This window comes from Prosthecobacter sp. Pr1 (genome assembly GCF_057652315.1).
This window is the reverse complement of sequence record NZ_JBYFBS010000002.1, coordinates 243,990-269,673: the sequence shown is the minus strand read 5'-3', so window position 1 is coordinate 269,673 and position 25,684 is coordinate 243,990. Positions and strand designations below refer to the sequence as shown.

The window sequence follows — 25,684 nt, the reverse complement described above, 5'->3', positions numbered from 1 at the left end:
GCAGACAGGACAATGTGGCGCGAGTGCAGGAGGACATGACCGACAGCGAAACGACCGCCACTCCCCCAGCTCAGCGCCCCTGGCTGGTGCGCATCCCCGAAATTTTCGAGGGAATCGCCGAAACTGTGCTGAAGCAAATGGGAGCGGTATCGAGCACACGGCTGGGGCAGGATTATTATCTTATCAAGACAGCGACCCCGGCGGCAATCCGCCAGTCTGAAGCCGCGAAGTTTGCGCGCTGGAATCTGCCAATGGACCACACCTGGCCGTGCAATGCGCAGAAAATGGACGGCTTCATTGAGAAGGCGGCACAGACACTGCTGAAGAAGTTTGGTGAACGCAAACCGCAGGGGATTTTCATCGGCACGCTGCAGCCCACGTCTCCGGACAAGTATTACAAAGGGCTGGCCTCCAATCTACGCGGCAGGGTGCTGCAACTGTTTCCCAAGCTGGCTGCGGCGACGGTGGAGGAACAGGACCCGACGGCGGAAACCCTGTTTTGCCTCGTGGGAAAAGAGGGCTTGTTTTGCGGCATGCAGAGTCCGCGCGCCTCGAACGGTCTCTACGCAGGCGGCAGCAAGTACATTGATCAGGATGCACCGGACACGATCAGCCGCGCGGGCGCCAAGATCGCCGAGGCGCTGCATTATTTGCTGCTGTACCGGCCGCCAATGAGGGAGGGAGCGCACTGGATCGAACTGGGGGCCTGCCCCGGTGGCATGACGTCGGAACTGCTCGCGCGCAACCAGCGGGTGACGGCGATTGATCGTGCGCCGCTGGACAAACGACTCGATGGCCGGCCCGGGCTGAAGTTTTTCCTGGAGGACGTGGCAGCCTTTCAGCCAAAGGCCGGGACGGCCTATGACGCGCTGCTGTGCGACATGAACGGACCGCCGGAGGAATCCATCGAGCAAGTGATCCGGCTGTCACGGTTTCTCAAGCCGGGGGGACTTGTTGTTTTCACACTCAAGGTGCCGCGGGTTGATTCACTGGATGAACCCAACGAGCTGTTCCGCCTCATCGTTGCGATGTCCAAGGCTGCTGGGCTGCGTTTGTTTGCGCAGACGCACCTGACCTACAACCGGCACGAGTTCACTCTGTTCTTTGAGACGGTGTGACGGTTATGGGATGAATGTCAGGAGCCACTCGGCAGCCTCTTGATTTTTAAAATTTGGCCCGGCCAGCAGTTCGCTCAGCTTCCGGCGGCATTTTTCCGGCTCGCCCTCGGCCAGCATGATGAGGCTGCTCTGCAGGCCATCGTTGTCATGGCCTTCGGCAAAACCTGCGGCAAGAGCTTCGAGCAGTTCTGCCAGACAGTCTGAACCGCCCGTTTTCGCCACCAGTTCGCCGATGAGTTCCCGGGACCAGAAATTATTGTCAGGTGACTTCAGCGCATCCAGCAGCAATGGGAGATCGGTGGTGCTGACAGCGTCCTTGAGGCGGGCGTGAGCTTCCAGCACCGAATCGCTATCACCGTCATTGGCTCCATCGAGGATGCAGCGGAGGTCCGCTGCAATGCTCTGGCTGATGGCCTTTTCAAGCTCGGCGGAGAATTCTTCCTCGTCTTCGTCCTCGGCTGGCGCCTCTGCGGAAGGCAGATCGTCCGGCTTCAGCAGCACGGCTCCTTTGAGGAGGCGGCAGAATTCCTTCTTCGTGACTCTGTGCAGCATTCCCAGCTTGGAGATGGGGTCCTTCATCACCTTGTACTCGATGGACAGACGCGCCCATTCCACAATGCGGATGTAATTCTCTCCCTGCTTCCAAATCTGGCCTTGTTCCAACTTCATCGGCTCCATTAGCCGCGACATGGGCCAGCGCCATGAGATTCTGCACTTAAGGGAAGAACAGGCGCGGGACTGCAGAACAAGGTCGCCGGTCATGCGCCCCCAAGAGCCTAGGCTGGGATCGTGGTCTGCCAGCAGATGCCCCTTCCCATAGCGGGGCATAACTAACGACAGGCCCGAACAGTCAAGATTTCCAAATAAATCCGAATTCAGACTTGTTTGCTGGCATTGTTGTTATTATAATTATAATATATGTGATACGTAAGGACCTAAATCTCAATTACATCCCTGCCCGGAAGCTTCCTGACACGCTCGTTTCTCCGATTTCCCCCGCCGCCAACAGCCCAAAACCCCGATGAAAAAAACCTCCACACTACCCAGACTCCTCTGCCTCGCTGTGGCGCTGGCGTGGACCCACGGTGCCCAGGCCAGCTCGGTCTACTGGAACAGCAGCTTCGGCGACAATTTGTTCGACAGTTCCGGCAACGCTCTGGATGCCACTTATTCGTTTGAGATTGGGACTTTTACCGGCGGTTTCACCCCCACGTATCAGAACGTTGATCAATGGCAGGCCAACTGGCACGTGCTTGATCGTGCGTATTATCCGGATGCGAACGGCTGGAATCCAGAGCCGATTCCGGTCGGGCGGTATTTTTTAGGGGGCTTCGACTTCAACCCGGATGGCTCCTCGAATTCACCTGATGCCAGTCCTGCCGATATCTTCACCATGGGGGATACGGTTTATCTCTGGGCCTACAATTCCAAATCCATTGTGCCAGGCAGCGAGTGGGCGCTGGTGACCGACGGCTCCCCCGTGGGAGATCAGACCGATGACTGGGTCATACCCAATACAGCTGACAGCAATTCTTACTACTGGCAGCTGACCGATGCGAACAGCACCATCATTGGCGGTGCCAATAACGTGCAGGGCCCAGGAACGTATTCCACGACCCCTGGAGCGTTCAGCCTGCAAACAGCCGTGGTGCCAGAGCCCGGCTCGGCCTTCCTGCTGCTCGCTGCGGCTGCCGCCCATCTGACACGCCGCGCCCGCCGCATGACACGCCCCTCCCTGCTCTAACGCCACCCCATGAGGGAAAACGCATCACGGTTCTTTGGTCTGACGTGTCGCCTGAAAGCGACACGTCTCCTCGTTTCAATGTGCTGCGTTTTGCTTGCCGCAGCGACGGCAGCCACTGCGGCGACCGACTTCAGTGACTACTCCGTTTTCACCAGCGCCAGCAGCACCACGGTCAGCAGCATCAAAATCGGTGCCACGACGGACAGCGAAACGGCCATCACCGCGAACGCGACTGCCACGGGTGACGACACCACGGGCAGCGATGACGAGGACGGCGTGACCGTGCCCGCAAGCATAATGACGGGAACCACCGGCAGCCTCACAGTCAACGTCACCAACACCAGCGGTTCCACGGTGTATCTCAACGCCTGGATCGACTACAATCGCAACGGAGTGCTCACTGATTCTGGTGAACAGATTGCCACCAACACCCTGATCGTCACGGGCACCTCGAATTCGAACAGAACGGTGAGTTTCACCGTGCCCGCCACGGCCTCCATGGGCACCGCCGGGGTGCGTGTGCGACTGACCTCGACCAGCACGCCCGGCCCCACTGGTCTCAAAGGCAACGGTGAGGTGGAAGACTACGTCACGACGATCTCCTGTCCCAGCATCACGCTCAGCACTTCCTCCCTGTCAGATGGTGCGGTGAGCTGGCCTTACTCACAGACACTGGGGGCCAGCGGCGGAAACGGAAGCTACACCTGGGCGCTGACTTCAGGGACATTGCCTGCGGGCCTGAGTTTCAATTCATCCACCGGAGTGATTTCGGGCACGCCAACGGTGAGCACTGAGAGCGGAGCGAGCCTCACCTTCACCGCCACGGATGCGAACGGCTGCCAGGGATCCGCCACTCTGCTGCTGCAGGTTTTCAATTTCATCACCATCACTCCCACAACACTTCCACCGCCGACTGTTAGCACCGCTTACTCCCAGACGATGACCGGCCTGGAGTCTGGATTTGACGTTCAGCAGGCATTCTCATCGACATCGGTCGGCACTCTCGCCGCAGCAGATGCCGTGCTGGCCGGAACGAACCGCATCAGCAACTGGACCGGCACCGCTTCAACCATCGCCTACAATGGCAGCAGTGCCGGTGGAGGGCACGTCACAGACACCGGCTTCCCAGGAGGGTCGGGTGATAATTTTGCCCTGAAAGCCACGGGCATCATCACCATCCCGACCGCCGGTGAATGGACCTTCCTCACGAACTCCGACGACGGTGCACGCGTCAAGATCGACGGATCGGCGGTGATCAACGACGACACGCTGCACGCGACTTCAGACAGATTAGGCACGGTCACACTCACGGCGGGAATCCACGTGATCGAACTCGTGTTCTTCGAACAGGGCGGAGGGGAGGCCATTGAACTCTTCGCAGCCCCCGGGACGCAGACCTCGTTCAACTCCTCCTTCAAACTGATTGGAGCTGATGACGGCCTCAGTGTCGCGCGTACATCGCCAACCTTCACGTGGAGCGTTGCCAGTGGTTCCCTGCCGACCGGGCTCACGTTGAATGCCAGCACGGGAGTGATCAGCGGTACGCCCACCAGCTCATCGACCTTCAATTTCACGCTCCGCGCCACTGACAACCTTGGCTACTATGGCACCCAGGCTTACACTGTGAAGCCGTGTTCAGCCATCACTCTGAGCCCGTCCAGTCTGGCCGCCAGCATGGTGAACTCCGCCTACAGCCAGACCTTCAGCGCGACGGGTGGCACGCAGCCCTATGGATTTGCGCTGATCAGCGGCACATTGCCGGCGGGTCTGACGCTGAACTCCAGCACCGGGGTCATCTCGGGCACTCCTACCAGTACAACCGCAGCATCCTTTACCGTGAGCGCCACGGACGCCAACGGCTGCCAGGCCACCCGCAGCTACACGCTCACTCCTGCAGCAACGGACTTCGGCGACTACGCCAGCTTTGGCAGCGTCAGCAGCAACTACAACGCCAACCTCAAACTCGGCGCTTTGTTTGATACGGAGTCTGCCGCGACCACCGATGCAACCGCCACGGGCGATGATCTCTCCGGCGCTGATGACGAAGACGGCGTGACTCTGCCAGCCTTCATCGTGCAGGGAACTTCCGGCAGCATGACCGTGAACACCACCAACACCACGGGAGCGACGGCTTATTTGAACGCCTGGATCGACTACAACAACAACGGCGTGCTCACCGATTCCGGTGAGCAGATTGCGGCCAACACCTTGATCGCGACGGGCACATCGAACAGCAACAGGACTCTCAGCTTCACGGTGCCGGGCGGTGCCAGCGCGGGGAGCGTGGGTGTGCGAGTACGACTGACATCCACCAGCAGCCCGGGCTCCACCGGAGCGAGCGGCAACGGAGAAGTGGAAGACTATGTGGTCAATATCCTGCCGCCATCGGACTTCGGGGACGATTCTTCATTCGGGATCGCCGGTAGCACCACTTCGACCTCGGTAAGGATGGGCGCGCTGGTGGACAGTGAAAGCTCCGGGCTCGCCAATGCCGCTGCGACGGGTGATGACACCAACGGCAGTGATGACGAAGACGGTGTGACGCTGCCTGCCACCGTCATTCAAGGACAGTCCGGTGTGAGTGTGACGGTCAACCTCACGAACACCAGCGGGGCGGACGCTTTCCTCAACGGCTGGATCGACTTCAACAACAACGGCCTCCTCACGGACCCGGGTGAGCAGATCATCGTCAATGACGTCGTGACCACCGGCACCAGTGGCAGCAGCCGCAGCTACAGCTTCACGGTGCCAAGCGCGGCAGCGACCGGAGCCATCGGGGCGCGTTTCAGATTGAGCTCCATCGCCACGCCCGGTGACACCGGAATGTCCGGAACAGGTGAGGTGGAGGATTACATCATCACCGTCCAGCCAGCGTCCGATCATGGCGACTTCTCGCGCTTTGCAAATGCCAGCAGCTACAACTCAAGTGCTCTGAGCATCGGCGATCTGGAGGACACGGAAATCACTGCGGTCACCAATCTAGCAGCCACGGGCGATGACATCACCAACTTCAATGACGAAGACGGCGTGACCTTGCAGGCCATTCTCGTGCAGGGGCAGGCGGGTGTGGCGGTGACCGTCAAACTCAACAACACGACCGGTGCGCCGGCGTATCTGAATGGATGGGTGGACTTCAACAACAATGGCGTGGTCACTGACGCGGGCGAGCAGGTGATCTCTGATGTCGTGGTGGATGATGGCACCAGCGGGGACTACCAGACCTTCTACTTTGACGTGCCGAGCACCGCCAGCGTCGGCACGGTGGGCGCGCGTTTCCGCCTGACCACGGTCGCGAGCCCAGGATCCACCGGAGCGAGCGGGTATGGCGAAGTGGAAGACTACACCACGTCCATCGTGGCCCCGTCTTCGAACTTCAGGGACTACTTCTACACGATCCGCGCTGTCGGCACCCGCTTCTATCTGGATGAAATCTCGGTTTACAATCCGAACTCCTCCACACCGACGGTGTCTGTCAATCCGGGCATCTTGGATCTCAACGCAGCTTCCCCAGGCTTCAACACCAGCTCCTCGGATGCGATGATGAACGGCCTGGCGCTCGACTGGCTCAACCGGCGGTTCTACTGGGCCGCCACGTCCACGGGCACCAGCGGCTACAACTTCAATTTGTACACGGCGGCCTACGACAACGTGAGCAAGACCTGGAGCTCCCAGCTGGTCACTGGTTCGTCACGAACAAACGTCACCTTCAACACGGGCAGCCCCGTTTCAGGTTCGGCCAGCGCGGGGGCCTTCCCCCGTGCTGCCTTTTACAATGGTGAATACTATGCCGGCGGCCAGCTCAGCAACAACGTGGCGGTGTGGCATCTGAACTCGGCGGGACTGGGGCTGAACTCGCCCGCATTCAATGATTACACGAACTTCTTCCACCGTTCCCAGACCTTCAATGGGGGTGACTTCGTCATCCGCCCGCAGGACGGCCTGCTGGTGACCTCCACGGTAATCAGCAACGCCAACACGCTTTTCAACCAGTTCATCGACGACGGCATGAATGCCTCGGGTCCGGCAGCCACCACGGCGAGCGTGGACTCGCAGATCCCCTACTCCAGCAACAGCTCCGTGCAGATTGCCGGGGTGGGTGGTGTTTCACGGCTTTATGCCCTGGGCTCCACCGGCACCAACATTTACCGCATCGACAGTTACGACACCACCTCGCCCAAAGCGGTGAAAGTGGGGCCGCTGCCCACCGCTTCCTACACGGACTTGTCTGAAGGCATTTCCTCTTCGGTGACTTCCCTGGGTGTCAAAGGCATCGTGTACTATGATCCCAACGGTCTTGCAGACGGCATCATCAGCGGCACGGGCACCAATGCCAGCGGCCAGCTTTTCGCCATGCTGGTGGATGCCTCGGGCAACCTCGTGGACTCCTTCCCCGTCAAGAGCGACGGAACGTTCATCCTCGGCGGCGCCACGGCCAACACCTCCTACAAAGTCGTCCTGAGCACTTCCTACGGCAGCCTGGGCTCCACCGCCCCGGCGGCAGATCTTCCCACCGGCTGGCTCAATGCCGGTGAGTTCCTCGGCTCCGGCGCGGGCAGTGACGGCACGGTCGATGGCAAACTCTCTGTCACCGTCGGCACCTCTGGCATTGTCAATGCCACCCTGGGCATCTCCAAGACATTGAGCATCGGTGATCTGGTCTGGAACGACGCCAACAACAACGGGCTGCAGGACAGCGGCGAAAGCGGCATCGGTGGAGTGACTGTGCAGCTTTGGACTCCTGGTACTGACAACGCGATCGGGGGATCAGGCACTGCAGCAGACACGCTGGCGGCCACCACCACCACGGATGGCACGGGCACCTACAGTTTCGTCGGACTGACGGCCGGAAAATACTTTGTCACGGTGACACCGCCGACGCTGTACTCGGTGGTCAGCACCACCGCCGCCGGTGATAACGGAGTCAATGGAGACAACAATGGCTCGCAGCCGGGTGGACGGGCCACAGCCGTTTACAGCCCCATCGTGACACTGACACAGGGTGCGGAGCCGGGCAATCTCGGCACGGGCGGTGACAGTTTGGAAGACACGATCGACTTCGGATTGCTGACTGCGGTGGATTACGGTGACAACGCCTCGTTTGGCTCCGCTGGCAGCAATCTTTCGACCAGCTTGTTCCTCGGCACACTGACAGACTCAGAGTACTCCGCCAACACCAATGCCAGCGCCACGGGTGACGACCTCGCAGGCCTGGATGATGAAGATGGCGTGCTGGTGCCTGCGGCCATTTATCAGGGGACATCGACCACCCTGAGCGTCACTATCACCAACACGAGCGGTGCCTCGGCCTTCCTGAATGCGTGGGTGGATTTCAACGACAACGGCATCCTGACCGACGCCGGCGAGCAGGTCGCCAGCAACACCCTCATTGTCAACGGCACCAACGGCACCAGGCGCAACATCACCTTCAACACCCCTGCGACCGCCGTCCTCGGCAATATCGGCATCCGTGTGCGTCTGACATCCGTCAGCACCCCGGGCTCCATTGGAAATGCAGGCAATGGCGAAGTGGAAGATTACGTCGTCAGCGTCTGCCCGGCGGTGACTGTTTCGCCAGCAACACTGCCAGCGCCGACCGTTGGCACCGGCTACACGCAAACCTTCACGGCCAGTGGTGGTGTGTCTCCTTACACCTACACCGTGTCCAGCGGAGCGCTGCCTGCATGGGCGGCGCTGAGTTCCGCTGGTGTGCTCAGCGGCACCCCCGGCAGCACGGCCGCTGCAACCTTCACAGTGAAGGCGACAGATGCCACCGGCTGCGCGGGAACGCTCAGTTACACAGTCACTCCGGTGTGCCCGGCGGTGAGCATCACACAGTCCTCCCTGGCGCAGGGCATTGTGGGCACCAGCTATTCGCAGACGCTCAGCGCCAGCGGTGGCGTCTCCCCTTACGGCACTTGGACGATCACCAGCGGCACGCTGCCAGCTGGCTTGACGCTCAACGCCGGCACGGGTGTCATCAGTGGCACGCCGACGGCCTCCGCCTCACCCGCGACCACCCTCACCGTGCGGGTGAATGACGCCAATGGCTGCCAGGGCTCAAAGAGCCTCACGCTGCAGATCTGCCCTGTCGTCACCGTGAGCACGAGCACGCTGCCGGCTGCGATCCAGGGTGCGCCTTACAGTCAGACACTCGCCTCCACCGGCGGAGCCTCCGCCTATGCCTACACCCTCGCCAGCGGTGCATTGCCTGCCGGACTCACACTCTCCAGTGCTGGCGTCATCACCGGAACCCCCACCGCCACCGGCACCGCGAGCTTCACGGTTCGCTCTACGGACGCCAACAGCTGCGCCGGGACCCGTGCTCTGTCGATCACCACGAATCTGCCCGTGACGGATTTTGGCGATTACCCCGGCTTTGCAGCCGCCTCCCAAATCGCGAGCACCGAAATTCGGATCGGCACCGCTGCGACTGATGTGGAACCCGTCAATCCGACCACCGGAACAGCAAATGCGGATGACACCACCGGGACCGATGACGAAGATTTGGTGATTCCATCCGTGGTTTCCGGGGGTGACCTGAACGTGAACATCCCCACGACTCTCAGCGGCAGTGTCGCGCTGGGTCGGATTGGTGTTTGGGCGGATTGGAATGATGACGGCGACACCCTGGACGTGAATGAAACCGTCACCCTCACCAGTTCGGGCCTCATCGGCGGCGGCAACACCGTCACGGCCACGTTCAGCCCTCCCGCAGGCACCACCATCGGCACCAAGTATCTCCGCATCGTCGTGATCGAAGGCACCGCCGCGCCAGCCTTCAGCGGCACTTCTGCACTGAAGGGTGAAGTCGAAGACTACGCGATCAACGTCACCACCCCGACGCTGGATTATGGAGATCTGCCCGACACCATCATCGGCACTTCCGCAAGCAACTACCAGACTCTCTCCAACGACAACGGACCGGCGCATACCGCCAACAGCAATCTGCGCCTTGGCGCCACGGTGGATGCGGAAGGCAACGGCCAGCCCAACAGCACCGCCACGGGTGACGGTGCGGACGATGACGGCGTGCCCACACTGCCCACGCTGACGCAAAATGTCCCCGCCACGCTCACCATCAACGCCACCAACTCCTTCGGCTCCGCTGGATTCCTCAAGGCATGGATCGACTGGAACAACGACGGCAACCTGACCGCCGATGAAGAACTTGGCGCTGAGATCAGCGTGCCGAACGGCACCAGCAACGGGGCATTTAGCTTCAACTTCACCGTTCCCAGCACCGCCGTGATCGGGGCCAACCTCGGACTGCGTGTGCGCCTCGCCAGCACCACGATTCCGGCCTCCAATGGCGTCGTCGGCACGGGTGAAGTGGAAGACTACCTCGTCGTAGTCAACGCCTCCACCGTGGACTTCGGTGACTACCCGAGCTTTGCATCCGCATCCCGCGTCGCCAGCACGTTGATCAAGATCGGCACCAATGCCACCGACGTGGAAACCAGCAATCCCGCCTCCGGCAGCGCCACGACGGATGACACGACCGGCACCGATGACGAAGACCTCGTCATGCCGACGCTGCTGACTGGAAGCAGCGGCACGCTGTCCATTCCGGTCACGCTGACAAGCCCGATCACGTCCGGCAAGATCGCCGTGTTTGCGGACTGGAACGGCGACAACGATGTGCTCGACACCAATGAAAGTGTGACGCTGAGCACGTCCAGCCTCGTCACCGGCACCAACACCATCACGGCCACGCTCAGCCCGCCAGCAGGCACGACCGGGGGCGTCAAATACCTGCGAATCATCGCCACGGAAGGCGCCACGGCTCCCAGCTTCAGCGGCAGTTCCACCCTGCGTGGTGAAGTGGAAGATTATGCCATCACCGTGAATGCCTTCTCGCTCGACTACGGCGATCTGCCAGACACAGGCACCGGCACCGGCGCGGGCAACTATCAGACACTCAGCAGCGACAGCGGCCCCTCCCATACAGCCACCGCCACCACGCTGCGCCTCGGTGCCACGGTGGATGCGGAAGGCGACGGCCAGCCAAACACCTCGGCCACGGGTGATGGAGTGGATGAAGACGGCATCACCAGCATGCCCGTGTTCAACCGCGGCCAGGCCTACACCATTCCGGTCTCGGTCTTCAACAACAGCGGAAGCACCGCGCGCGTCTTCGGCTTCATTGACTGGAACAACGACGGCGATTTTGCGGACGCGGGTGAAACGCTCACCGCAGTGGCGGTCAACACTTCAGCAAGCCAGCAGACCGTCAACCTCACTGGCACCACGCCGGGCACGGCGGTGCTCGGCACCTTTGGCGCGCGCTTCCGTCTCGCCACGGCCACCACGCTGACGTCCACCGGAACCACCGCCAATGGTGAAGTGGAAGATTACATCGTCACGGGCGCCTGCCCCACGCTCAGCATCACTCCAGCGTCTTTGCCAGCGACGGCGCAGTATGCCAGCTACAACCAAACGCTGAGCTCCAGCAACGGCACTTTACCTTATACTTGGACGATCACCACGGGCGCACTTCCAGGCGGCCTCACCCTTAGCAGCGCAGGAGTCGTCAGCGGCACGGTGACCAGCGCCAGCGGCGCCTACGTCTTCACCGCCAAAGCCACGGATGCGAACGGCTGCTTCGCCACGCAGAGCTACACCATCAGCGTCGGTTCGGGCGGCATGAGCGTGGGGAATCTTGTCTTCCTCGATGAGAACAACAACGGGCTCAAAGATTCCAATGAACGCGGCATTCCCAATGTGCCGGTGGAAATCTGGAGCGCCGGTGCGGACGGACGCGTGAACTCGGCCGATGACCAGGCCGTGACCAACGGCAGTGCCTCCGTGCTCAGCTCCGGCGGCATGCTGACGGCGGGCAGCTTCGGCACCATCGCCTCTGGTTTCTCCACCCTGACGGCAGTCACGGACTGGACCGGTGCTTATCAGTTCACCTCGCTGCCCACCGGGGTCTACTACCTCAAAATCACACCGCCGAACAAAGCCGTGTTCACCAGCAAGTACGGCACCGGCACGACCACCTACAGCCTCAACCTCGACTTCCCGCTGGCCAGTTCCACTTCGGTGCTCCTCGACAACGGCATCGACAACGACAGCAACGGCGTGCAAACCGCCGGCTCGTTCGTCAGCAGCGCAGACGCAGTCGTCGCGGGTGTGGGTGCTGCGGTGTACAGCATGCCGTTCACACTCGCCACGGCCACCGAGCCCGGTGCCTCCAATCTCGGCAGTGATGAATACACCCTCGACTTTGGTCTGCGCCCCTGCCCTGCCATCGGAATTTCACCGCTCACCGTTCCTGCGGTCAGTTCGGGCGTGGCCTACAACACCAGTTTGAGCGCCGCTGGTGGCATCGCTCCTTACTCGTATGCGATCACCCAGGGCACGCTGCCCTCAGGGCTGAGCCTGAGCAGCGCCGGTGTCATCTCCGGCACCACCTCCACCACGGGCACCAGCGCCATCACCGTGCGCGCCACCGACGTCCGCGGCTGCCAGGGCTTCACCACGATCCAGATCAGCGTGACCACGGCCATGAGCATCACGACTGCTTCCCTGCCGAATGGCACGGAAGGCACGGCCTACACCTCCACGACGCTGGCGGCCACCGGCGGCGGCAGCCCTTATCAAAACTGGCGTGTCAGCTCAGGTGCGCTGCCGACGGGCCTGTCGATCAACAGCAGCACGGGCGTGCTCTCCGGCACACCGACCTCCCCCGGCACCTACGTCGTCACCTTCGCGGTGGATGACGCCCTCGTGACCCCGGCCAGCGTCACTGTGACGAACGGTTCCGTGGAAACGGACGCGTGGAGCGCCATCACCTTCACGCCACGTACCAGCGTGACCGGCTGGACGCTCGGCAACAGCGCCCTTTCCGGCACAACGACGGCGGCGCAGATCTACGGCGTCAACGACAGCAACGCCAACAACTCGCTGCTGGGTCAAACGCCTGCAGGCCTGCAGTACCTCGCCTCTCCGTTTGTGGACAGCTGGGCCTCGCAGACGGTCAGCGGTTTCACCGTGGGACGTCCCTACACACTGCGGGTGCGCTATGCGATGCGCGGCGCGTTTGCCAATCCGAGCACCACGGAAGCCCAGCCGCCGTTCTACAGCAATGCGCTGTGGATCGCCGGCTACAACGCCTCCGCCGCCAGCCTGTTCGGCCCGGCGAATGTGAACTTCCCTGCCCCGAACGCCGCGAACTTTGACAACTGGGCCACGTTCGACCTGCCCTTCGTGCCGCAGACCTCCAGCATGGTGTTTTCGTATGGTCTGGACGGCATGGCCATCGATGATGTGCAGTTCATTCCCACCGTGGCCGCCACCACCACCGCCACCAAGCAGTTCACCTTCGTGATCGCCGGGAACCGTGACTGGGGTGATCTTCCCGACACCGGCATCGGCACCGGCACGGCCAACTACCAGACGGCCAACAACGACAGCGGACCTTCCCACTATCGCAACTCCAACCTGCGTCTCGGCGCCACGCTGGACATCGAATCAGACGGTCAGCCTGATGCCACATCCACGGGTGACGACCTGAGTGGCACGGATGATGAAGACTCCATCGCCTCACTGCCTGCATTCTCCCGCGGCCAAAGCTTCACCATCCCTGTCTCCGTGTTCAACAACACCGGGAGCAGCGCCAGTGTCTATGCCTTCATTGACTGGAACAACGACGGCGACTTCCTGGATCCGTCCGAAACACTCAGCTCCGTGTCGGCCAGTTCCAGCGCTTCGCAGCAGAGCGTCAATGTGACCGGCACCGTGCCGGGCACGGCGGTGCTGGCGCAGATCGGCCTGCGCGTGCGTTTGACCACGGCGGCGTCTCCGGGAGCTTTTGGCATCGCGCCGAATGGTGAAGTCGAAGACTATCTCATCACCCCCACCTGTCCGACGGTGGCGCTGGCTCCGGCATCGCTGGCCAACGGCACCCTCAGCATGGCGTATTCACAGACCGTCACGGCCTCGGGCGGGACGGCACCTTACAGCTATGCGCTCAATTCAGGCACGCTGCCTTCGGGTATGACGCTGAATGCCACCACAGGCATCCTCAGCGGCACGCCGAACTTCGCCGGCACCTTCAACTTCACCCTCAGCGCCACGGACGCCAACGGCTGCGTGGGAACCAAGACTTATGCGGTGGTGATGACCTGCCCGGCGATCGCCATCACGCCGGTCACGCTCAACACAGGCACGGTCGGCACCGCTTTCTCCCAGACACTTTCCGCCAGCGGTGGTGCATCTCCTTATGGCTCATGGACGGTGACCAGCGGCACACTGCCAGCCGGTCTCACGCTCAATGCGAGCACCGGCTTGATCAGCGGCACCCCCACGGCCGGCAACGGCTCTGGCGCATCCTTCACGGTGCGCGCCACGGATGCCAACGGATGCCAGGGTTCACAGGCGGTCACGCTAAAAATCTGCCCGGTGGTCACGGTGAATCCGACCACACTCACTGCAGCCACGGTGAACAGCCCCTATTCACAAACCATCACGGCTTCAGGCGGTGCAACGGCCTACACTTACACCGTGAGCAGCGGGACACTGCCGACCGGCCTGATCCTGAGCAACGCGGGCATCCTGAGCGGCACTGCCACCAGCACCGCTTCATTCACCTTCACAATCACCGCCACGGACGCCAACGGCTGCCCCGGCTCACGGTCCTACACCCTCGCCCCCTCCTGTCCGCTCATCTCCGTCACCCCCGCGACTGCCACGCGCGCCACCGTGGGCACGGCCTATTCACAAAACCTGAGCGCCAGCGGTGGACTGGCCCCGTATGGTTCATGGGCGGTCACCAGCGGCACACTGCCCGCGGGTCTGACGTTGAACGCCAGCACCGGCGTCATCAGTGGCACGCCAACGACCTCGAATGGCACAGGCACCAGCGTGACATTCCGTGTCACTGACGCAAACGGCTGCACAGGCTCACAGGCCGTCGCGATGCAAATCTGTCCGGTGATCGCCCTCACGCCCGCGACACTGACGAATGGCACGATCAACACCGCCTACTCACAAACCATCACTGCATCCGGGGGCACGTCACCTTACAGCTATGCCGTGAGCAACGGCACTCTGCCCGCAGGCCTCACGCTCAGCACTGCGGGGGTTCTGTCAGGAACACCCACGAGCACCACGGCCGCCACCTTCACGGTCACCGCCACGGATGCGAACGGCTGCAGCGGCGCGCTGGCCTACACCGTCACGCCTGCGCCTGACTCGGATTACAGTGACTACAGCCTGTTCGGCAACGCCAGCAGCCGCATGAACGCCACGCTGCGCATCGGTGCCCTCACCGATGCGGAGGCCACCGCCGCCACCAACAGCACGGCGACCGGTGATGACACCACCGGCAGTGATGATGAAGACGGTGTGACGCTGCCCGCCAGCATCACGCAGGGCGGAGCAGGCTCGATCACGGTGAACGTCACCAACACCAGCGGCGCCACGGCCTACCTCAACGCGTGGATCGACTTCAATCAAAATGGCTCTCTTACCGATGCGGGTGAGCAGATCGCCACCAACACCCTGATCGTCAACGGCGGCTCAAACTCCAACCGCACCGTTTCCTTCACCGCCCCGGCCAATGCCGTGCTGGGAAGCGCAGGCGTGCGTGTGCGCCTCACCTCCACCTCGTCGCCCGGCCCGACGGGCGCCAGCGGCAACGGCGAAGTGGAGGACAACGTGGCCACGATCGTTGTGCCCACGACGGACTACGGCGACTTCTCGCTCTTCGCGGACGCCTACAGCACAGGCAGCACCAATCTCAAGCTGGGCGCGCTGCAGGACCTCGAAGGCAGCGCCACCAAAAACGCCAGCGCGCAGGGTGATGACACCACCGGCAGCGATGACGAAGACGGCGTGAGCTTCCCTTCCATGACTGCGGGCCAGCCCATGACGCTGCCCGTCACCGTGACGAACCTGACGGGCTCCACGGCGTACCTGAACGCCTGGATCGACTACAACAACAACGGCGTGGTAACGGATGCGGGCGAGCAGATCGCCAACAACGTGAACATCATCACGGGAACCAGCGGTGGCACGGTCACCCTGAATTTCACCGTGCCGGCCAATGCCGTCACCGCCGCCTCGCTCATCGGCACACGCTTCCGCCTTACCAATGTGCAAACCCCGGGCTCCACCGGTGGCGTCGGCATCGGTGAAGTGGAAGACCACGCGGTCGTCATCCTCGCGCCGCTCACAGACTTCGGTGATTACAGCGGCGCGCCAAGCGTCTCCAACACCGCGAGCACGAATCTGCGCCTCGGCACGCTTGTTGACACGGAATACGCCGCCACCACCGACGCGACCGCCACGGGTGACGATCTGAACGGTGTGGATGATGAAGACGGAGTCACACTGCCGTCCATGATCGCCGGTGCGCCGGCCACGATCCCGGTCGTCGCCAGCAACAACACGGGAGCCGCCGCTTATCTGAACGCCTGGATCGACTACAACAACAACGGCGTCTTCACCGACGTGGGAGAGCAGATCGCCACGAACACTCCCGTTGCGACGGGCACCACGAACAGCACCATCAACATCAGCGTCACCGTGCCCGCCAGCGCAGTCACCGGCACCAGCCTGGGCATGCGCGCACGTATTTCCAACGACATCTCACCGGGCTCCACCGGTGCAGGCGGCGTGGGTGAAGTGGAGGACTACGTGGTCAACATTGCTCAGCCGACGACTGACTCCGGGGATTACTCGCTCTTCAGCGTCGTCAGCACCACGACCAACAGCAATCTGCGACTGGGCGCGCTGACGGACACGGAATACGTGGCCACCACCAATGCCACTGCCACGGGAGACGACATCACCGGCAGCGACGATGAAGACAGCATCACTTTCCCAACCATGATCGCCGGTGCTCCTGCCACCATCTCAGCCCTGGTGACGAACACGACGGGCGCCACGGCGTATCTGAATGCCTGGATTGATTTCAACGGCAACGGAGTGCTGACGGACCCGGGTGAACAGATCGTCGTCAACGGGACCATCCCCACCGGCACGAGCAACAGCCCGATCGGCGGCAGCATCACCATCCCGGCCACCTCACTCACCGGCGTGCCTCTCGGCGCACGTGTGATGCTCACCTCGGCCTCATCGCCCGCCACCTCCGGCAGCGCTGGCACGGGTGAAATCGAAGACTATGTGGTCACCATCACCGCGCCGACCACGGATTTTGGTGACTTCAGCGGCTTTGCGGACGCCTCCCAAGGCGTGAGCCCCAGCCTGCGCATGGGATCGCTGATCGATGCCGAGTATTCTCCCACCAAAAACACCACCGCCACCGGTGACGACACCGCCAATCTGGCTGACGAAGACGGCGTGACGCTGCCGTCCATGACCGCCGGCCAGGTGCTGACGATCCCCGTCGTGGCGACCAACAGCACCGGCGCGCTCGGCTACCTCAATGCGTGGATCGACTTCAACAACAATGGCGTCCTGACGGATTCCGGCGAGCAGATTGCCACCAACATCAACATCCCGACCGGCAGCGATGACTCGACGTTCACCATCAATGTGACTGTTCCTATTGCCGCTGTGACGGGAACGAATGTGGGCGCACGCTTCCGCCTTTCTGCCCCTACTTCCCCCGGACCGACCGGTGCGAACGCCGCCGTCGGCGAAATCGAAGACTATGTCGTCAACATCGCCGCACCGACGCTCGACTTTGGTGACTTCAGCGGCATTGGCACCGCCGCCAGCACGGCCAACAGCAGGCTGAAAATCGGCACGCTGATCGATGCAGAATACGACGCCACCAAGAACACCGCCGCCACGGGCGACGACACCACCGGCACTGATGATGAAGACGGTGTGACCATCCCCACTCTCACCGCAGGTCTGGCGGCCAAAATCACCGCGAAGGTGACGAACAGCAACGGCTCATCCGCCTATCTCAACGCCTGGATCGACTACAACAACAACGGTGTGCTCACCGACTCGGGTGAGCAGATTGCCACGAACACCCTCATCGTCACCGGCACCTCCAACGCCAGCAAAACCATCAACTTCACAGTGCCCGTCAACGCCGTGGCAGGCACGCCTGTGGGGGTGCGCGTCAGACTGACGTCAGTCGCCAACCCCGGGGCCACCGGCACGGCGGGCACAGGGGAAGTGGAAGATTATGTCACCAACATCGTCGGCCCCACCACGGACTTCGGCGACTGGAACGGCGCTGCCGATGCGTCCAACACGCTCGTCGCCTCACTGCGCCTCGGTGCGCTGACCGATGCGGAATTCAGCGCCACGAAGAACGCCACGGCCACCGGTGATGACACCACCAATCTGTCTGATGAAGACGGTGTGGCGCTGCCCGCCATGACCGCAGGCGGGACGTACTCGATCCCTGTCACCGTGACCAACACCACGGGCTCGACGACATTCCTGAACGCCTGGGCTGACTTCAACAACAACGGGTCATTCGCCGATGCAGGTGAACAGTTCGCCAGCAATGTCAATGTCGCGACCGGACTGAACAATTCAATCATCAGTCAGAGCATCACGGTTCCTGCGGCTGCAGTCACCGGCACCAATCTGGGCGTGCGCTTCCGCCTCACCTCCACCAGCAGTCCGGGCTCCACGGGCACGGGTGGTGGCAATGGTGAAGTGGAAGACTATGTGGCCAACATCGCCGCACCGACGACGGACTTTGGCGACTTCACCACCTTCCCCAGTGCCTCAAGCACGATGAACTCCAACCTGCGCCTGGGAGCTCTGACGGACACCGAATTTGCCCCGACCAACAACCTCACGGCCACGGGTGACGACACCACCGGCCTGGATGATGAAGACGGTGTGACGATGCCGTCCCTGACCGCAGGCGCACCGGCCACCATTCCCGTCATCGTGACGAACAACACGGGCTCCGCCACCTTCCTCAACGCGTGGATCGACTTCAACAACAACGGTGTGCTCACCGACGCAGGAGAGCAGGTCGCCACGAATGTGAGCATCGCCACCGGCACCACCAGCGGCACGCAGAACCTCAGCGTCACTGTGCCGGCCAATGCAGTGACCGGCACCAATCTGGGTGCGCGCTTCCGCCTGACCTCCGTTTCCGCCCCCGGCTCCGGCGGTGCTGCTGGCAGCGGCGAAGTGGAAGACTACGTCGTTTCCATCATCAGCCCGCCGCTTGACTACGGCGACTGGAGCGGCATCAGCGATGCAGCATCCACCGCCAACAACACGCTCCGCCTCGGTGCGCTGGTGGACACGGAATATGTCTCCACGCGCAATGTCTCCGCCACGGGTGACGACAGCACCGGCGTGGATGATGAAGACGGCGTGACGCTACCCACCATGACCGCTGGCGCTCCGGCCACGATTCCGGTGATCGTGACGAACAGCACCGGTTCCGCCGCCTTCCTCAACGTGTGGATCGACTACAACAACAACGGTTCCTTCGCCGATGCAGGCGAACAGATCGCCACCGATGTCAGCATCGTCACCGGCGCCAGCAACAGCACGCAAAACCTCAACATCACCGTGCCGGCAGGTGCGGTGACTGGTTCGAACGTGGGAGTGCGCGTGCGCCTGACCGATGTCTCATCCCCTGGCGTCACCGGCATCGCAGGAACCGGTGAAGTCGAAGATTATGTGACCACCATCGCCGTGCCGACGACGGATTTCGGCGACTGGAACGGTGTGGCGGATGCTTCAAGCCTTGCCAGCTCCAATCTGCGCATGGGTGCGCTGGCGGACACGGAATATGTCTCCACGCTCAATTCCACCGCCACGGGCGATGACACCGCCGGCAGCGATGACGAAGACGGAGTGACCGTGCCGAGCCAGACTCCCGGCACCGCAGGCAGCGCCACCGTGGTGGTGACGAACAACAGCGGTGCGGCGGGTTACCTCAATGGGTGGATCGACTTCAACAACAACGGCTCCTTCACCGATGCGGGCGAACAGATTGCCACGAACACGAGCATCGCCACGGGCACGAACGGTGTGACGCAGACGGTGAACTTCATCGTGCCCGTCGATGCGGTTCCCGGCCAGCGCGGCGCGCGCTTCCGTCTCACCAACACGCAGAGCCCGACCTCCGTCGGTGCCAGCGGCATGGGTGAGGTGGAAGATTATCTCGTGACCATCACCTGTCTGCCGATCTCCGTTTCACCCTCCACCCTCACCACACCGACGGTGGGCACGGCTTACACGCAGACGGTCACGGCCTCGGGTGGTCTGGCGCCTTACACTTATGCAGTCGGCAGCGGCGCGCTGCCCGCAGGTCTCACCCTGAGCAGCGCGGGTGTGCTCTCCGGCACTCCGACCAGCAGCAGCGCAGCCACCTTCAGCATCGTCGCCACGGATTCTTATGGCTGCACCGGCACCAGAAACTACACCGTCACGCCAGTGTGCCCCACGATCACGGTCAATCCGAGCACGCTGCCCAGCGGCACCGTCAGCACGTCGTATTCACAGACGCTCAGCGCCAGCGGTGGCACGACGGGCTACACCTTTGCGGTGAGCAGCGGCACACTGCCTTCAGGACTCACGCTCAATGCCAACACCGGCCTTATCTCCGGCACGCCAACAACCAGCAATGCGGGTGGCGTCAGCCTCACCTTCCGCGCCACAGATGCGAATGGCTGCTCGGGCACACGCATTATCAATCTGATCATCTGCCCGGTCATCACGCTCACACCGGCCACGCTCCCCACACCAACCGTCGGCACCGCCTACTCGCAGACACTCGCCGGTTCTGGTGGCGCTGCGGCTTACACCTTCTCTCTTGCCAGCGGCACGCTGCCAGCCTGGGCCACGCTGAGTCCTTCCGGCGTCCTGAGCGGCACCCCCACGAGCACCACGGCGGCCACCTTCACCGTACGCGCCACGGATGCCAACGGCTGCAGCGGCACGCTAAGCTACACGATCACTCCGGTTTGCCCGACGGTCACCATCACGCCTGCGGCAATGGCGCAAGGCACGGTGGGCACGGCCTACTCGCAGACGCTGACCGCCACCGGAGGCATCGCGCCTTACAGCGCTTGGACGGTTATTTCGGGCACGCTGCCTGCCGGGCTCACTCTCAATGCCAGCACCGGTGTTGTCAGCGGCACGCCAACGGCTTCCGCCAGCCCGGCCACCACGATCACGGTGCGTGTGAATGATGCCAATGGCTGCCAAGGCACGCGAGCCATCACGCTGCAGGTGTGCCCGGTCATCACGCTTTCACCTGCAACGCTGACCAACCCGGTCATTGGCGCCGCTTACTCGCAGTCTCTCAGCTCCTCGGGCGGCACCTCCGGTTACACCTATACGATTGCCAGCGGATCCCTGCCGGCCTGGGCTTCCATGAGCACCGCCGGGGTGATCACCGGAACACCCACCACGGGCACCTCCGCCACCTTCAGTGTGCGTGCCACGGATGCGAACGGCTGCGCCGGCACGATGAGCTACACGCTCGCACCGAACTGCCCGACGATCAGCATCACGCCGACCACAGCGGCGCAAGCCACGGTGGGCAGCGTCTATTCACAGACTCTCACAGCTTCAGGCGGCACCGCACCTTACAGCACCTGGACCGTCACCAGCGGCACACTGCCTGCGGGTCTCACGCTCAATACCAGCACCGGCGTCATCAGCGGCACTCCCACCACCTCCAATGCAGTCGGCGTGAGTGTTTCCATCCGCACCACGGATGCCAATGGCTGCCAGGGCACGCAGGCGATCACGGTGCAGGTCTGCCCCGTCATCACGCTGTCTCCCACCACGCCGGCGACGCCGACGGTGAGCACCGCCTACTCGCAGACCTTTACCGCCACGGGCGGCGCCAGCGCCTACACCTTCACGGTGGCCAGCGGCACGCTGCCCACCTGGGCCACACTGAGCTCCGCAGGCATCCTGAGCGGCATGCCGGACAGCCCGACCCCCGCCACCTTCACACTCAGAGCCACGGACGCCAATGGCTGCACCGGCACGCAGAGCTACACCATCACTCCTGCCTGCCCCACGATGACCATCACGCCGCTGACGGCAGCCACCGGCACGGTCGGCACCGCGTATTCACAGGCACTCACTGGTGGCGGCGGCACGGCACCGTATGCGGCATGGACGGTCACCAGCGGCACGCTGCCCGCAGGTCTCACGCTCAATGTGAACACCGGTATCATCTCCGGCACACCGACGGCCTCCACGGGTGCCGCCACCAGTGTGACCGTACGCACCACCGATGCACGCGGCTGTCAGGTCAGCGCGACGATCTCCATCAAAGTCTGCCCGGTCATCGCCATCAGCCCCACCACTCTGGCCGCCAGCACTGCGGGCAGCAGTTACTCGCAGACCCTCACTGCATCCGGTGGAGTGACTCCCTATGTGTACACGGTTTCCAGCGGCACACTGCCAGCGGGCCTGACCCTCAGCTCCGCAGGCACGCTGTCCGGCACGCCCACCAGCACCGCGGCAACCAGCTTCACCATCACCGCCACCGATGCGAATGGTTGCACCGGCACACGCAACTACTCGCTGACTCCGGCCTGCCCGACCATCACGGTCAGCCCCGCCACGCTGCCAAATGGCATGGTCAACAGCGCCTACTCGCAGACCATCACCTCCACGGGCGGCGTGGGCACCGTGACCTATTCGATTAGCAGCGGCACACTGCCTGCGGGCCTGAGCTTGAACAGCGCTTCGGGCGTCATCTCCGGCACCCCCACCAGCACTTCGGCGGCGACCTTCTCGGTCCGCGCCACGGATTCGAACAACTGCACCGGCACCACCAGCTATACCATCACTCCGGCATGTCCTACCATCACGGTTACGCCCGCCACCCTCACCACCGGCACGGTCGGAGTCGCCTTCTCACAGACGCTCGCCGGCAATGGCGGCATCGCACCTTACACCTCATGGACGGTGACCAGCGGCACACTGCCAGTTGGCCTCACGCTTAATCCCAGCAGCGGAATCATCAGCGGCACGCCCACCACCTCCAACGGCACCGGCATGAACGTCACCATCCGCACCACGGATGCCAACGGCTGCCAGGGCAGCTCGGTGGTCGCGCTGAAGATCTGCCCAGTCATCAACCAGTCGCCGGCCACGCTGGCCACGCCGGTGGTCGGCGTTGCCTACTCGCAGAGCATCACCCCTTCAGGCGGTCTGACTCCTTACACCTTCACCCTGGCCAGCGGCACGCTGCCTTCCGGCATGACTCTGAGCAGCAGCGGCACGATCAGCGGCACCACCACCAGCGTTTCCTCCACCACCTTCACCATCAAGGCGACGGCTTCGGATGGCTGCTCCGGCTCGGCCACCTACACGCTCGCTCCTGTCTGCCCGACACTCAATCTCTCCCCCACCACCGCCACGCTGCCGATCGCGTATCTTGGTGCATCCTACTCGCAGACGCTCACCGCTTCCGGCGGCACCGGACCCTACACCTATGCGCTGCAGAGCGGGGATCTGCCCGGCGGCGTCCTCATCTCCTCCTCAGGCATACTCAGCGGCACAGCCACGGCCAAGGGCTCCTTCCCCGTCACCATCCGTGTCACCGATGCCAACGCCTGTGCCCAGTCCTTCAACATCACCCTGCAGGTACGCACGCTCTCCATCGGCAATCTCGTCTTTGAAGACTCCAACAACAACGGCCTCAAGGACAGCGGCGAGCCCGGCGTGGCCGGAGCCACCGTCCAGCTCTTCACCACCGGCGATGACAATGCCATCGGCGGCAGCAGCAGCGCAGCGGACGTGCAGGTGGGCAGTGACTTCACCACCACCTCCAGCGGTGCGTACCTCTTCAGCTCCCTGCCCGCAGGCAATTACTACATCAAGGTCACGCCTCCTGTGGACTACCTCTTCACCGGCGGCACGGCCTCCATCGCGGACAACAACGTCGACAACAACAATGACGGCGCGCAGCCCGGCGGCTCCGGCACAGCGCTCTTCAGCCCCGTCATCAATCTCTCTGGCGGCGCCGAATCCATCACCGATGGCGACACGGATGCTGACACCAATTTGACCGTGGACTTCGGCCTGTGGTCCAGCGTGGCAGTAGGCAACTTCATCTTCCTCGACATCAATGGCGACGGCGTCCGCAATGAGGGTGAAAGCCTTGGCAACATCTACGTGGAACTCTATGCCCAGGGCGCGACTCCCGGCGTGGATGATCCGGTGAGCGTGGGAAGCTCGGGCTGCAGCTGCAAAGGCCGCTACTACCTCGAAGGCCTGAATCCAGGCAGCTACTTCCTGCACATTCCTGCGTCACAGTTCACCACCGGTTCACCGCTGGAAGGTCTCTTCCCGATGTCCTCCGTAATCGAGGGCGATGACGACGTGGGTCAGGATCTCATCTTCAACAACAGCCCCGCCGTGAATGGTGCCAGCACCGGCCTCTTCACGCTGCGCCCCGGCTTCTGCCCTGTGGGTGCTGCCGAATCCGGCGCGGAAGGATCCACCGATGACGCCACCGACGCCAGCGTGGATCTCACCCGCGACCTCGGCATCGTCGCTCCTGCCGGCACCGGCTTCGCCGCCAGCACGGCCATCCGCCGCTACATCATCACCGGCGGCTTCACCGCCAGCGTCCTTCCAGGCGCCAGCACCTTCGCCACCTGGAGCCAGGGCAGTGACATCGGCGGCGCCACCGCAGATCCGGACGAAGACGGCATCTCCAACCTGCTTGAATACGCTCTGGGCACCGATCCTGCCAACCCGCTGCAGCCGAACCGCTTTGCCCTCACGCATGACGCCACCACTGGCACGCTCATCGCCCAGCTGACGCAGCCCACCGCCACGCATGACGACCTCATCATCAGCCTCGAAACACTGACCGATCTCAGCAAAGCCGGAACTGCCAGCGCCTGGAAGAAACTCACCATGGCGGCCACCACCACCATCAACGCGGACGGCACGCTCACACGCTCGTATTCGAACCTCGAAAAACTCCTCGTCTTCAAGGGGCTCGACGCTGGCTACATCCGCCTCAAGGTCGATCTCGATGCGAACCGCGACGGCGTCGCCGAAGCCACCGTCACCTCCGGCATCCAGGGCTGGAGCCGCCAGTCCTTCGCCCCTGGCTCACGCACCTTCAGCATGCCGCTGCTCAATGCCGCCTTCTTCACCGGCCGCGTCGCCGCCGTCAGCGCCAATGAAATCATGCTGCAGGCCATCATCACCCTGCCTTCCGGTTCGTTCTACCTCGAAGTCCTCGACGGCCCGCTGGCCGGACAGCGCTTCGACATCGACTCCGCCAGCAGCTCCGGCAACACCATCGTGCTGCAAAATACCAGCCAGTCTTATGCCGGTCTTGCCAATGCGCGCATCAGCGTCCGCCAGCACCACACCCTCGGTGAACTGCTTCCATCCACCGCCTTCAGCAGCGAGGACCGCGTGCTCTTCTTCGACCCAGCCGCCAGCAACTACACCACCCTCACCAACAGCAACGGTTACTGGCTCAGCGATGTGCTCAGCATGAACGCCCGCCCCTTCGCTGCGCACGAAGCTGCCATGGTGCAGATGCGCGGTGCTGGCAACGTCCTCATGTTCACCGGTGAAGTGCGCCTGACGAACTACGTCACCCCGCTCGTCGCCGGCACCCAGTTCGTCGCCCCCGGCTGGCCCGTGGTCACCCCTGCTCCGGTCAACGGACTCACCTCCGGCCTCACCCCGGATGCGGCCGACCGCTTCCGCCTCTGGGATGGCGACACCACGCCAGACGCCAGCAGCTACACCGGCTACTACCTCAATGGCACCACCACTCCGCCCGCCTGGATGCCGCAGACCACGCCAGCACCTGCCGCCAATGTGCAGCCCTTCCACGGCTTCTTCCTCATCCGCAGCGCGCCGCTGCAGCTGAATCAGACTGCGCCTTGGTGAGGTGGAATGCAGGATGGGCGTG

General features: G+C 62.9%; 4 protein-coding genes. 3 read left to right on the top strand and 1 reads right to left on the bottom strand.

The genetic code is table 11. From position 1 onward, the window contains the following. Nucleotides 1–35 precede the first annotated feature (35 nt). A complete protein-coding gene (locus tag AC24GY_RS03900; protein WP_487680457.1) occupies nt 36–1,118 on the top strand; it encodes an SAM-dependent methyltransferase in 1,083 nt (360 codons plus the stop codon). A 3-nt stretch (nt 1,119–1,121) separates the two neighbouring features. Here the strand turns inward: AC24GY_RS03900 and AC24GY_RS03895 are convergent, their stop codons facing one another. Continuing rightward, nucleotides 1,122–1,787: a hypothetical protein gene (locus AC24GY_RS03895; RefSeq protein WP_487680456.1), complete on the bottom strand. Its 666-nt coding sequence runs from the start codon at nt 1,785–1,787 to the stop codon at nt 1,122–1,124. Between the two features lie 352 nt (nt 1,788–2,139). Here AC24GY_RS03895 and AC24GY_RS03890 point away from each other — a divergent pair, with 352 nt between their 5' ends. Next, nucleotides 2,140–2,862: a PEP-CTERM sorting domain-containing protein gene (locus tag AC24GY_RS03890; RefSeq protein ID WP_487680455.1), complete on the top strand. Its 723-nt coding sequence runs from the start codon at nt 2,140–2,142 to the stop codon at nt 2,860–2,862. Nucleotides 2,863–2,952: 90 nt separating this feature from the next. Next, nucleotides 2,953–25,662, top strand: a complete 22,710-nt coding sequence (locus AC24GY_RS03885) for a putative Ig domain-containing protein (protein ID WP_487680454.1) — start codon at nt 2,953–2,955, stop codon at nt 25,660–25,662. Nucleotides 25,663–25,684: the final 22 nt, after the last annotated feature.

Bases quoted from the DNA above. Each gene is read 5' to 3' on its own strand.
- AC24GY_RS03900 (WP_487680457.1), top strand. From the start codon at position 36: ATGACCGACAGCGAAACGACCGCCACTCCCCCAGCTCAGCGCCCCTGG.
- AC24GY_RS03895 (WP_487680456.1), bottom strand. From the start codon at position 1,787: ATGAAGTTGGAACAAGGCCAGATTTGGAAGCAGGGAGAGAATTACATC.
- AC24GY_RS03890 (WP_487680455.1), top strand. From the start codon at position 2,140: ATGAAAAAAACCTCCACACTACCCAGACTCCTCTGCCTCGCTGTGGCG.